This window comes from Pseudanabaena sp. UWO310, from assembly GCF_006861605.1.
Lineage (GTDB): Bacteria > Cyanobacteriota > Cyanobacteriia > Pseudanabaenales > Pseudanabaenaceae > Pseudanabaena.
Genome location: NZ_SELU01000042.1, coordinates 38,379 through 50,965, shown reverse-complemented (window position 1 = coordinate 50,965; position 12,587 = coordinate 38,379). Strand labels below are relative to the sequence as shown.

At 42.0% G+C, this 12,587-nt stretch carries 10 protein-coding genes; 2 read left to right on the top strand and 8 right to left on the bottom strand.

The annotated features are described in order from the left end of the window. Positions 1-1,363: 1,363 nt before the first annotated feature. Both PseudUWO310_RS14670 and PseudUWO310_RS14665 read right to left on the bottom strand, forming a co-directional pair. Positions 1,364-1,687, bottom strand: a complete 324-nt coding sequence (locus PseudUWO310_RS14670; protein ID WP_142602513.1) for a hypothetical protein — start codon at positions 1,685-1,687, stop codon at positions 1,364-1,366. A 305-nt stretch (positions 1,688-1,992) separates the two neighbouring features. Then, positions 1,993-2,490, bottom strand: coding sequence for a DUF1648 domain-containing protein (locus PseudUWO310_RS14665; protein ID WP_142602510.1), 498 nt, complete (start codon positions 2,488-2,490; stop codon positions 1,993-1,995). A 255-nt stretch (positions 2,491-2,745) separates the two neighbouring features. Between PseudUWO310_RS14665 and PseudUWO310_RS14660 the strand changes: the two genes are divergently transcribed. Continuing rightward, positions 2,746-3,903, top strand: a complete 1,158-nt coding sequence (locus PseudUWO310_RS14660; RefSeq protein WP_223805678.1) for a 3-deoxy-7-phosphoheptulonate synthase — start codon at positions 2,746-2,748, stop codon at positions 3,901-3,903. 55 nt (positions 3,904-3,958) lie between these two features. Beyond that, positions 3,959-6,055, top strand: coding sequence for a DNA phosphorothioation-associated putative methyltransferase (locus PseudUWO310_RS14655; RefSeq protein WP_142602508.1), 2,097 nt, complete (start codon positions 3,959-3,961; stop codon positions 6,053-6,055). Positions 6,056-6,083: 28 nt separating this feature from the next. On the opposite strand, the gene dndE is transcribed toward PseudUWO310_RS14655, so the two are convergent. From dndE to PseudUWO310_RS14625, 6 genes are all read right to left on the bottom strand, one after another. After that, entirely contained in the window at positions 6,084-6,476 is a 393-nt protein-coding gene (dndE, locus tag PseudUWO310_RS14650) for a DNA sulfur modification protein DndE (protein ID WP_142602506.1), read from the bottom strand. A gap of 65 nt (positions 6,477-6,541) precedes the next feature. Further along, positions 6,542-8,533, bottom strand: coding sequence for a DNA sulfur modification protein DndD (gene dndD, locus PseudUWO310_RS14645; protein ID WP_190316038.1), 1,992 nt, complete (start codon positions 8,531-8,533; stop codon positions 6,542-6,544). After that, positions 8,530-10,137, bottom strand: a complete 1,608-nt coding sequence (dndC, locus tag PseudUWO310_RS14640; protein ID WP_142602501.1) for a DNA phosphorothioation system sulfurtransferase DndC — start codon at positions 10,135-10,137, stop codon at positions 8,530-8,532. Before dndC ends, dndD begins: the two co-directional genes overlap by 4 nt. A 108-nt stretch (positions 10,138-10,245) precedes the next feature. After that, a complete protein-coding gene (locus tag PseudUWO310_RS14635; protein ID WP_142602499.1) occupies positions 10,246-10,665 on the bottom strand; it encodes a type II toxin-antitoxin system VapC family toxin in 420 nt (139 codons plus the stop codon). Then, positions 10,652-10,912: a ribbon-helix-helix protein, CopG family gene (locus PseudUWO310_RS14630; RefSeq protein ID WP_040688166.1), complete on the bottom strand. Its 261-nt coding sequence runs from the start codon at positions 10,910-10,912 to the stop codon at positions 10,652-10,654. The genes PseudUWO310_RS14635 and PseudUWO310_RS14630 overlap by 14 nt, the downstream gene beginning before the upstream one ends. Before the next feature lie 68 nt (positions 10,913-10,980). Continuing rightward, entirely contained in the window at positions 10,981-12,525 is a 1,545-nt protein-coding gene (locus tag PseudUWO310_RS14625) for an AAA-like domain-containing protein (RefSeq protein WP_142602524.1), read from the bottom strand. Between the last annotated feature and the right edge of the window lie 62 nt (positions 12,526-12,587).

The window sequence follows — 12,587 nt, the reverse complement described above, 5'->3', positions numbered from 1 at the left end:
GGTATCTTGAGCATCGTCGCAAATCTCCCATTGGTATTCAAGTTCTCTGGCGTGGTTGGTCTAATTTACGTGAACTTTGCCAAGGCTGGCTTCTTGCCCAAATTCATACTTAACGGGAAAAGTAAGGGAACCCTTTTCTACTCAAATCAGTAGGAGCTTTATCCTTTATCAGGAAATCGGCAGAATTCCTCAAAGAAAGTTGTGGACTGACATAAGTAGCTCCACTTCGACTTGTCCGAATTAGACCTTGCGCTCCGCATGTATATCCATCAGCTATTGGTTTTCCATTAGAAGCACTTAGGTTAGGCTGGTTCCACAAATAAGAGTAAAGCTCATGAGGATATCCTGTGTGTTGTGATTATCCTTATGAGTCCCTTTATGCAAAGATCTCTAGGTGTTGCATTTCATCCTTGAATTGGCGCAATAATGGTGCGTTAGCTTTAGTGTAACTCGCAATTATTGAAGTAGGGCAATGCTCAGATAATAGAGGATAGATTCTGAAATGCCCATTTCATGCCAACAAAAAAGGCACAAATATGTCGATCACGCTTTAGATAACCAGTACCTACTAGATAAGAAGATAACTTCTCTGAAAATTATTTATATACATCCAAAACCATTGCCTATATAGTTATCACATCTTTCTACTGTTAAAGCATGATATAGCAATTCTGTAAATCTATAACCACATAATAGAGTTGCTATGAATGAAAAAATCGTAAGAACAGAAAAAAAGTGCCTCAAATATTTTCCAGTAGCTCTTGGACGTAATATCCAAAATGAAATAGAAAAAGACAAAATACCAAATACTAAACCAAGAAAATAACTAAATATTACACCATTTAGCCCTTCTTGATCTATAAGTTCTGGAGCGCCATAATTAGTGTAAGGAAAGATTAAATTGTTGGAATCAAATAAAGAGGTATATATAATTCTATAGCTCAATAGATTCGACAGTAATACAATCACTGTGATAATAGTTGTAATGAAAGTTCTGCAAATCATATCAGTCCTATAATTCATAGTATTCAATCAATTTGTAAAGCAACCACATTGTTTTAAACTATTAAATGCACTGCGTCCATACTGTGCATAATTCCTGTCCCAGAATTCTTGGAGTAGCAAGTAGTGGATAGGCACATCTAATACCAATTCACGAAAGTATGACAACACTTTTGTGAATTAAACACCAAACCCAGTAAGGTTTTGAGATTCCCAAAATGGCGTTGCCATTTTGGGAATTGGTATAAAATAGTGAATTAGGAAAGCCTTAAGGTGTTTATACAATAAGCATTAATCTGAAATCTATTGCACCACTTTAGATGTGTCTGTCCACTACGCTACTAAGGTAAAACTTAAAATTTTAAAGGCTTTTATCAGAAGAAATCTCTTTTGTTGAAGGAGCGATTGCCTCAGATATTGCTCTGAGAATACTAGCAAAACGCTCATAATCAACATAAGTCACTATATGTTCTGTTTCCAAAATTCTTTGTAAAGATATCCAATCATCTACAAGAGAACCTACAACCATATTAGGGTTTGAAGAAAAATTATCCCACTCGTCGCTTGTTATAATCCAATAGTAATCAGTTTCAATATCTATAAATTCAATTTTATCATCACTTATTCTTTGAATTAGACGTTCAAAAATATGTTTGATTTCATTTGCCGTAATTCGAGTTGTCATGGACTTATTCCTCTATCTTGTAATTCATTATTTGTTTTTTAAGCTCTCCTATTTTTTTGATTTTCTTATTCAGCAATTTAGCACGCCCTTCTATAATCTGCTGGCGTAGCAAGTAGTGGATAGATGCAGCTAATTTAGTGTGTTAGTTTTAGCGCAACGTGCCATTTTTGAGTTAGTAGTACGAGTGGAGAAATAATTAACAATAGATCGATCAAGCGATCGCCTGTATTAATCTTGAGACTTAAGCGATCGCGGATTAAGAAAGAGGAAATAAAGACTTGAAGAATACTTGGAGTCTTTGTTAATTATGACGGCTTAGGGAAACGCTTGATTAGTGTCACTGTCCACCAGATCACAAATAGTATAAAAGCACCTAATAAAGCCCAAAATGGGATAGTGATGTTGAAATCTTTATTTGGACTGAGATTAGCTAAAAACGTCAGATGAAAAATGGCAATTATGAGTAATGTTGTTCCAACCCCAAACCAAGAAAAATGTATTTTGAAAAAACTTAATGTCTCTTCGATGTGATCGGATGATAGCCAATATTCACGATAGGGCAAGTTAATTAATGAAGTTGGCAAGTGCTGGAGGAGTAAAGGAAGACCCAGAGCAAAGGAACTGGTAATTGCCAAGGTGACAAAGTATAGAATAAAGTAAATAAACTTGGAAGAGGTTCCGTTAACTTTTCCTGCGGCATCGAAATGAGAGCCTACGATATCTGGGAGTAATGGATAGAAGTAGATACTTTGGGCGATCGCTAATCCAAATAAAAACAGAACGATATACAACGGTAATTTCATCACTGGATGCTCCTTAAGTATATTTACTAAGTAGCCGATCGCAATTAAGCATAAAACCCCAAAAACTATGGCACATGATGCGCGTGCGTCACAGGTTTTAGTTTTGTTTTTTTAATTACGCTTAGCTACTTAAAATTATCTAAGCAAACTAAAAATAAAGATATTTTTTGCAGATAGTTGTAACAAAAATCCATTTATGGGATACGTTAACCCCATCGGGAGGCTAAAGTATAAGTAGATACTTATATGGATTATATGGAGTTAAAAGGCGTGTCCCCAACTGAAATCGCAAATATTTCTGGTCAAGTAGTATCAGTGGTAGATGCCAATTTAAATCAAAATTCAGATCGAGGCTTAGATCAAATTAAGACTAGCGATCTGCATGTGGTTGAAACTTGTCCATTGCTAGCACCCGTGGCAGTTAAAACCGAGTTACCCATTACCACCGCGATCGCCAAAGTTGTTTCCGAGGCAAGGGCTAGAATTCGCAATATTTTAAATGGTAGCGATCGCCGCTTGCTGGTGGTAGTTGGTCCCTGCTCGATTCATGATGTCAAAGCCGCCCGCGAATATGCCGAAAAATTAGCCAAATTCCGCGATGAGGTTAGCGATGCTCTTGAGATCGTGATGCGGGTTTATTTCGAGAAGCCACGCACCACCATTGGCTGGAAAGGATTGATCAACGATCCCCATCTGAACGGGACCTTTGATATTAATTACGGGATCCACATGGCAAGGGGGCTATTGATAGATGTGGCGAAATTAGGCTTGCCCTGTGCGACGGAATTACTCGATCCGATCATACCTCAGTACCTAGCGGATCTAATTTCTTGGACGGCGATCGGGGCAAGAACTACCGAGAGTCAAACTCATCGTGAGATGTCCTCTGGGCTGTCGATGCCTGTCGGTTTTAAAAATGGAACCGATGGCAGCATTGATGTTGCTATTAATGCGATGTTGTCAGCACGGCAACCCCATCGCTTTCTCGGAGTTAGCAATGAGGGTTTAGCGAGTATTATCACCACTTCAGGTAACCCCGATGGGCATATCGTCCTGCGTGGCGGCAAGCAAGGTCCTAACTATGACAAGGCTCATGTAGATGCGATCGCTAATCGCCTAAGCGATCGTCAGTTGCAACCCTACATGATGGTGGATTGCAGCCACGATAACAGCGGACAAGATTACAAAAATCAACCGATCGTACTGCAAGACATTAGCGAGCAGGTGCGTAATGGGTCTGAATACATTGTGGGGATCATGCTCGAAAGCCATCTCAATCGTGGCAAGCAACCTTTGAAAGACTTGGCGAAGTTGGAATATGGCAAGAGTATTACCGATGGTTGTATTAATTTCGAGACAACCGTCGAGGTTTTAACCGATCTCGCTCAGGCTGTTAGAGCAGGTCGTTTCTAACTGCAAAAAGCGCCCATTGGGCGCTTTTTGTTGCAGTCCTTTAGCACCTGTGGCAATGATTAGAGAGTATGCCTATAGCCCAATCAGAGATCTATGCCAACAGAGTCCTATTGGCAAAAAGTTACCTAATGCGCTTTATATACATATCTCCGCGATCGCCTATCTCTCCCCACAACTACAAGAAAGCGATCGCCAAGCCAGAGCACTACTTCCCAAAGAAAGCAAATTCACCATTATCAAATTCAACTACGAACAACCGAAAATCTCCTATTTGTTCTATCCAGAATTCGATACCGACCCACATCCTGCATTGCATCAAAGTATTCAAGTTGACCTCCAAACCCAAACTACTCAACATCGGGATTATCATCAATCCCCCAATCCGCCAATCCTGCATCGCAAAGAAACCTTTGTCAACCCAGATTATCCGCTTTATCAGATATTCGCTCAACTAACCAAACAAGAAGAAGCGATCGGCTTATTTCATGAGACCCGTACCATAGGCACTCGCAAAGGATGGGAACAACGTTTACAGGAATACCATGTCGAACTGAAAGAGCATCAAGTTATCTCCTCGTCACCTCGGATAGAGACTAGGGGCGAGGGGCTCAAAGAAGACATCAAAATTGATCGCCATAAAGCTGCGATTCATCGCCCTGACCTATCCAAACCCGTTCGTCTCGCGTTGGAAGCAGGACTATTTACAGAAAATACAACCTTCTTTGACTATGGCTGTGGTCATGGTGAGGATATCAAAAGAATTAGCGATCGCGGCTTTACTAGCTCAGGTTGGGATCCCTACTATCGACCACAAAGCGATCGCACTAGCGCCGAAATCGTGAACCTCGGCTATATCATCAACGTCATCGAATCACAGATCGAAAGACGAGAAGCCATCATCAAAGCATGGGAATTAACGCAAAAAGTTTTAATTGTCTCGGCACAGGTTTTAATCGGTGATGTGGGCAAAGGACAAATCGCCTACAGTGACGGTGTTGTGAGTAGCCGTAACACTTTCCAGAAGTATTACGAACAAGAAGAACTCAAACTCTATATCGATCAAGTATTAAGCGTAGATTCTGTGCCTGTCGCTCTCGGCATTTATTTTGTATTTCGTGACGAAATGCAAGCGCAAAGCTTCAGAGCATCACGTTTTCGTTCGAGAGCCACCACACCCAGAATCAGACTTGTATCCAAACGCTTTGAAGACTATCGCGAATTACTTACTCCCCTCATGGACTTCTTCACAGAGCGAGGCAGACTCCCTGTTAGCGAAGAACTGTCAAACTTTGAGCCGTTACTAACAGAATTTGGGACAATGCGCCGTGCCTTTAACTTGATTGTAAGCGCCACAAATCAAGATGAATGGGATGCGATCGCTGATAAGCGCCGCCAAGATATTTTAGTATTCCTAGCCCTCAGTAATTTTGATAATCCCTACAAACGACTCAAATTAAGCCAACTTTCCCAACAATATCAAACCGATATCAAATCCCTATTTGGATCTTATCAAGGAGCAAGTACCACTGCTGACTTGATGTTATTTAATCTAGGTCGGGAAAGTTTCATCGCTACCTGTTGTCGAAACAGCAAAATCGGACGGCTAGATCAGCAATCTCTTTATGTGCATATATCGGCTTTAGAACATCTTGACACAATGCTTAGACTCTATGAAGGATGTGCCAGTCGTACCATTGGTAGAATGGATGGAGCCACTTTAATTAAATTCCATCTTCATAAACCCAAAATCAGCTATCTTTTTTGCCCCGAATTTGATCGAGAGCCCCATCCGAAAATACAAGCCTCAATGCAAATTGACCTAAGAGATTTACAGGTTCGCTATCGTGACTATCACAACTCCGATAACCCACCTGTACTTCATTGCAAAGATGCCTATGTCCTTCCTGACTATCCTCAGTATGAGAAATTTGCAAAATTAACCAAACAGGAAGAAAGTTGGGGATTGTTAGAAGACATGAAAAATATTTCACACTGGCAAGGCTGGCAGGCAAAATTAAAGGAATCTTGCGCAGAACTTCAAGGGCATCGTCTTACTTGGCGCAAAGATACAAATTCAGAAACAATTAAGCTGCTGAAAGCTAAGATTAAGGCTAGGAAATTGCTATTGAACTCTATGTTGGTAATAGAATAAGCAGTAGCATTTTTGGTCAAATGAAGGGCTAATTCTCAACCTTGTTGGGAAGCAGAATTAAGTCTTCAATCTTTTTAAGATGTGGATCGCCTGATAAGTAGCCAATACCACGATGGAGATGAAGGCGAAACTGAGTCGCAAGGGTCTCTTTATCTGTTCCTAGTCCATCATTATGACAGCGCTGTTTTAGAGCAACTATGAAAATATCTGATAAGTTACCAGCGAAAACTTGCCAAGTCATCTCTATATTACTGTCAGTAGTGATGCTAATAATTGAGGGTGGAGTAGGCTCTGCTAGAGATCTGCATAGTGCCCAACGACAAAGAACGTTCCAATTTTCAATATGGGTAGCACGTTTTAGTTTAAGCAATTGCTCCCTAGCATTTTTGGAGAGTCGAATACGTTCAATAGGGGGTTCCATAGATTAATCACTTAAATAAAAAAGATTTTAGTAATATTTGTGCCGCGCAAAGCGTGGCACAAATATTACCAGAAATAACCCGATCGCACGAACGTACGATTAATTGATTCGTCGTAGTCTAGGATATATTCGTGGGCGATTAGTTGATTTTGGCGTAGACGAGTTACCTCTTCTTTGCCAATTTCGGTATCAGTTGAAAGAAGAATCACTTGTTGGCTGGCATTGGGGAAATAGCGATCAAGCAGATTTAAGCGATGGGATGAGTCCAGACGACCGAGTGGTGTATCAATGACAACGGGTAACTGACAACCTGAGACACGGGCTAATCCCCAGAGGAAGGCGATCGCTAACATCTGTTTTTCACCTGCGGAAAGGCGATGTTTACGGATAGATTTACCTTCAGCGTTGTATAACTCTAGGCGAAAGGTATCGGGAGCGATCGTGATACGATGCACAAGGCGAGATTTGTGTAGAAGATGGAGAAAGCATTCAGTGACGCTATTCTCTAATTGGGCAATTTTATGGGCTGTGAGTTCCTTTCTAAAGGCATCCATAGTTGCTTGCACTTTAACAACAGACTGGAAGAAGAATTCTAAATTTCCTCTTGCGACTATGGTTGTTCCATAGTTTTCCAGTTCTCTTTTACTAGAGATTAACTTGCGTTCGAGTAGAGCTAAGTTACGCCGAGAGTCATCTAGCTCATTCGCTAAGGACTCACAAACTGATGTAGCCGCTTCTTTATTCTGTAATAGTTGTTGATAGATTTCTGGACTTGCCGCAGAAGCAATCACATTTTGGATTTGAGAGCTTTCGCGATCGCAAGATTGTAATTTTTGCACTGTGATATTAGCTAGAGCCAAGGTTTTAGGTAAATCTTGCTCTAACAGATTTGAGAGTGAGTTCACGAGATCAAGATCGCTACCAAGCCATACTTCGCCATGTTGCGATTCATCTTCAAGTTGAGCGAGTTCGGTTTCCAGAAACTCTTGGACTAAGTGATTGTATTTCTTAGGAAAATTCTGCTCTACAAATTCTGATAGCTTGCGATCGCGTTCTTTAATCAGATCTAGAGCAGCTTTTGCTTTTTGCAAATGCAACTCTTTTTGGCTTTGGGAGAGCGCTTGTTCTAACAAAGGTGATTTAATCAACATCAAGGGTAAACAAGTTTCGGCTAAATCTAGCAATAGTTTTCTTTGCTGATCAGTTTCCTCTTTGATTCTTTGATAGCTTTGTTCCAACTCGTGCTTATCACCTGCCGCTTTCCCACCTTTACGCATAAACTCACGTTCTGCTTCTGCAAGAGTAACTTTGGCTTGTTCTAAGTCATTTTCCAGTTTGATTTTATGTGTTTCTTCTAATTCAATTTCTGTGGATTGTTGTGAGATTAGAGATTCGATCTCTGTAAGTTTACTGAAAGCTTCGGTATCAGATGATTCACGCCGTTTTTTGCTGGCTAAGACTTCTAAATCAACTTCTAAGCGATCGACTAACTCTAATCCGAGAATTGTGCGAATAGCATCAACAATACCCTGTGTGGGCGTATCTTGCAGAGCGAGTTCTCGAACTTGTTCCCCATCAAATAGAAACAAGCCCGAAATACCAATAGGCATTATCTCTTCGATAAATTCATCCCATGTGTTGGTCAGGGTTTCGTTATTCCAACCATCGACACGGACTTCTAAAATATCACGACTATTTTTGGGTTGTTGTGTCCAGCGACGGGAGATTGAGATTGGTACTTGGCGCAGTTCAGATTTATTAAAACTGGCTTGTTCAAAGATTAATTCGATCGCCGCTTCTTCGCCGATTTTAACTTCACGATTGACACTTTGAGAGAGAAATTCACCATAGCTTAGGTTGCCCCGCGTGGAGCATTGGGCTTTTGCACCATATAGGGCAAGTCGGATGGCATCGATAAAGGTCGTTTTACCTCCACCATTTAAGCCACCTAGCAGGACAATTGGTGGATGGTCTTGACTGACATCGACAGAAAGATTGATCGTGTGCTTTCCTTGGTAAGCACCAAAGTTTTGCAGAGTTAATTCTCGGAAAATCAAGACTGTACCTCTGCGACTGGTGCGCCAAATTTCATGGATGCCCAACTATTGGCTTTATCTGATTCAGATGGTTTGACTGGTTGCCCTAAGGCAAGTTGACGGACTTTATCTGCATTTCCTTCCTCGGCAGCATCTTTTATATTTTTGAAACGATGGGCGTTTTGAATTGCTTCTTCGGGCGATCGCGAACTGGTTTCAAAGCATTTTTCGAGGGCTTCATAGATACCGACGCGGCGCATTTTGCCATAATGCTGCTTTTCCACGCTGAGTAATTTGGTAGTGAGTTCGAGGTGCATAGCATTATCACCGCAGAGTCGAGCGAGGATCTCCCATTCATCGGCTCCTAATAGACTTTGATTGTTAGGATTATTGATATCTTGGAATTTTTCGCCTGTTACATCGAGATAAATATGGGGCAGTGCGTCGTCAAATTCATGTTTGTCTTCACGCCAAATGCGTCGAATTTCGCTGAGTTCGGCTTGGGTAATTAATTCAATTTCTCTCATCTCAGGTGGTGCATTTTTACGTGCTTCGGTTTGCGCTTTGAGTAATTCCCTTAGCCAATGTTCGCGCCATTTTTTGGTATAAGGGCCGGGGATCGGCTTGACTTCTTGTTTGCCGTCGCTGTTGTGGGTAAATAGCTGTACGTTGCCACTCATACGCCTAAAGTCACGTTTGTCCCAGTCATCGGGGCTATCGAGGGCATTGCGCAGATCTAGCATGGGCTGCATCCATTCTTTTTCGTCATCATTAAGGATCATCGCTTCCATCGATTTGTCTTTGTTGACGAGGGTGCATACCCAGCAACCAAAGCGGGAGTCACCACAGCTAGGTGTATTGCTATCGATCACTAGAGGACATTCATTGTCGGCGGTTGCACCGCGATACATGGTGAAGAGGTCTTGATTGCTATTGCCCCAAGGGTTGGGATATTGCATGAGATATAGCCATACTTCACTGTTGCTCCAGTCGGCAATGGGGCTATAGATTAAGGAGTTGGGTAGGCTGCCGCTATAGAGCAGGGATGTGAGGCTGTTGTCGCCAATGCGATCGCCTATGCTGCCTATTTCGTGATCGTTCATCGATCGCGATCGCCTAGAGCTTTCGGCTTTGCGTGTGCCAAGGACGATGATTACTTCCCCTTTTGCCCTGACGACGTTTTGAACAAATTGATTAGATGGTTTGATTTTGAGGCGTTCGGTACACCATCTAAAGCCGTTGCGGGGTGCAGGGTAGCCTTTGCCGATCAGGTTCACCCAGAAGGTGTCTTTGACATCGGGAAATAGTAAAGTTGCCGTGATGGGTAAGCCTTTTTCAATGGCGGCAGCTTGCATATTTGCTATTGATCGCTTGACCCATGCGGCGACGATGGGGTTTTCAACACGGGTGTCGGTGGTGATGACATGAATCTGTTTGGTGCGGCGATCGCTTGGTAGTTGCTGGAGGGCTTGCCAAACGAGTTGCAGAGTGGCACTGGAGTCTTTGCCGCCTGAATAGCCAATAATCCAAGGGATTTCATCATGGCAATACAACTGCTGGATCTCAATTATCAGCGCTTTGATGTCTTCGATTAATTGGGGTGCAGTGCGTTGGGGTTCGGTCATGGTTTGTAAATTTGCCTTGTTTTTCGGGATATCCCTATTACTGTTGTAGTCCAAATAGACTACAAATGATCAAGAATAAACCGCAGGGTAGCAATTTTTCTACATTCGCTAGTTCATTTGCATCAAGTTCTCGAAAGGATGCCGATTTTTCCAGCGATAGGTATAAAAATCACGAAAATCAACGGAGAGAATGCGCCCATGCCCCAAGTGTTCAGCAAGAATAATCAGGGAAGCATCTGCAAGATCCATTGGCAAAGAGCTATATTGATTCATCAGTTCACCAATTCTTTTGCCATCTTGAACTTGTAAATCAAAAACCTCAAAAGCTCCTATTTTTAGGCTATGTATAAATGTTTGCTGGGCGTGGTTTCCTGTGTGTTTTAGGAGAATATGACAAGCTTCGGTGATAACGCACCATGTGGTAATGAGTGGCTCATCTATGGTGGCTAAAACATTTTGAGCGCGGACATGATAATCATCGCGGCGATTGATCAATGCAATCCAAAAGCCTGAGTCAACGATGACCATATTTTTCGTTTAGGCTGTCGGTGAGATATTGCTTGTAATTCACGGATAAGTCAGGATCTCCTTCAGCACAACCGATCAGCCCTGCTTGTTGAAGAAGTTGCAGTGGTTTGGGGGATTCTTGGCGAAGTTTTTCATAGTAAAGGTCGATCGCTGCTTTCATGATTTCCGATGTGCCTTGGTTGGTACGCTGGCGGATATACTGAAATTTATTGGTGCGATCGCTGTCAAGACGGGCGTTAACTCTCATATTTTTATTTGTCATAACGCTGTATGACAGTATAACCCATATTTAATAACCCATATTTAGCAAAGCATTTATCCCCGAATCACGGTAATATTTCGTCCTGCGGGACTGATCGCCATCTCAGTCGTTGTCCGATCTCTAAGCATTGTCAACTGCTCACGGCGATCAAATATCACTAACCAGCCCGTATCTAAATTCAAGCCCGATAGATATTTATCCAATTGTTTTAAGCCTTGATTGAGTGGGTCTGGTTTGCGATCTCGCCATACTTTTAGCTCCATTCCCAAATTCACCTTGCCATAGCGCAAACATAAATCCATCCTTCCCGAACCGATCGCATATTCCCGTTCCAAGGTTCCCTTCCCATTGACTACCCGATGCAAAAATGCCATCATCACTAAATGGGGCGCAATCTCTGGATAGGGAGTGCTTTTAAACAATGGTTCTCCATGCTGTCGCCAAAATTCTAGAAATGCCTCTAACAAGCGTTCAGGTAGAAATTCCCCCTGTTCACTTAGCCAAATTGGTTGAATGTATCCCATTGAAGCAGATGTCACATAGGCAAGCACTCTGGGCAGTACCTCTTGATAAATGGGATTAGCGATCGCTAATCCATTCTCATTGCTACATAAGCCCAAATCCAAAACATAGCGAACATCATCCTGTGGTACATCTGGCAATTCTTGACCCGCTAAAATTGGCTGGATAATTGCTTTCACCCGTTCATCTCGCAATCTTTCCGCAAGACTATCTAAGTGAGTATCCTGTCTTTGAATGAGAATTTCTTTAGCTTGGTTGACTAAATCAACCGTAATTGGAATTGCGGGATCTTTGGCGATGTATTCGGTGATTTCTTTAGCGATCGCATTGACGAGCCAAGGCTGTCCCTGTGTTAAGTGAAATGCTAAATTTACAGCATCTTCTGTAAATATTTGTCCTGTGGCTGCTGTATGTTGTTGATAGAGATTTCTCACTTCTTCACGGCTAAAATTACTAAGTGTGAAGGAACGCACTTTGATATTAAAAGGACTAGATGTATTTAGGCGATCGCTTCCTCCTGATGCATATTTATAATCTCGTACATCACGCATTCCCACTAGGGCAACTGATTGGGGAAAGCCCTGCGGACGATTTGGGAAACCCGATCTTAATTGCCTTAATACAGAAATTAATGTTTCATTGCTCAAAGCATCAATTTCATCTAAAAAGACAACTAATGGGCGAGATGATTGTTCTGCCCAGTTGCTTAGGTTTATGCCAATTCTTGCACCTGCGTCTGCTTCTAACCATTGCTGCGGTTGTAATTCTCTAGGCAAGCGAAACCGTATCGATTGCTTCCATTCGTCTAAAATAGCGAGTTCGGCTGCTCCTACATCTTCTGAAAATACTGCACCAACTTCAAGAGATAGCATCACCGATGTATATTGACCACTGGCGGTTAGCTCTTGTGCTAATGACATCATGGCTGTAGTTTTGCCTGTTTGTCTTGGGGCATGGATGACGAAGTAATTTCGCTGATCGATTAGATCAACTAATTCGGGCAGGCGATCGCTTGCTGGCAGCATATAGTGAATGTCAGCTTGGCAGGGACCTGCGGTATTAAACCATTTCTTCATCATGTTAGCTATTTAACAGGGCATATACTCTTTCAATATATAGCAAGGAGCTAAGCCAACCT

Excerpts from the sequence above, each read along its gene's own strand:
- PseudUWO310_RS14670 (WP_142602513.1), bottom strand. The coding sequence starts at position 1,687 with ATGACAACTCGAATTACGGCAAATGAAATCAAACATATTTTTGAACGT.
- PseudUWO310_RS14665 (WP_142602510.1), bottom strand. The coding sequence starts at position 2,490 with ATGAAATTACCGTTGTATATCGTTCTGTTTTTATTTGGATTAGCGATC.
- PseudUWO310_RS14660 (WP_223805678.1), top strand. The coding sequence starts at position 2,746 with ATGGAGTTAAAAGGCGTGTCCCCAACTGAAATCGCAAATATTTCTGGT.
- PseudUWO310_RS14655 (WP_142602508.1), top strand. The coding sequence starts at position 3,959 with ATGATTAGAGAGTATGCCTATAGCCCAATCAGAGATCTATGCCAACAG.
- dndE (WP_142602506.1), bottom strand. The coding sequence starts at position 6,476 with ATGGAACCCCCTATTGAACGTATTCGACTCTCCAAAAATGCTAGGGAG.
- dndC (WP_142602501.1), bottom strand. The coding sequence starts at position 10,137 with ATGACCGAACCCCAACGCACTGCACCCCAATTAATCGAAGACATCAAA.
- PseudUWO310_RS14635 (WP_142602499.1), bottom strand. The coding sequence starts at position 10,665 with ATGGTCATCGTTGACTCAGGCTTTTGGATTGCATTGATCAATCGCCGC.
- PseudUWO310_RS14630 (WP_040688166.1), bottom strand. The coding sequence starts at position 10,912 with ATGAGAGTTAACGCCCGTCTTGACAGCGATCGCACCAATAAATTTCAG.
- PseudUWO310_RS14625 (WP_142602524.1), bottom strand. The coding sequence starts at position 12,525 with ATGAAGAAATGGTTTAATACCGCAGGTCCCTGCCAAGCTGACATTCAC.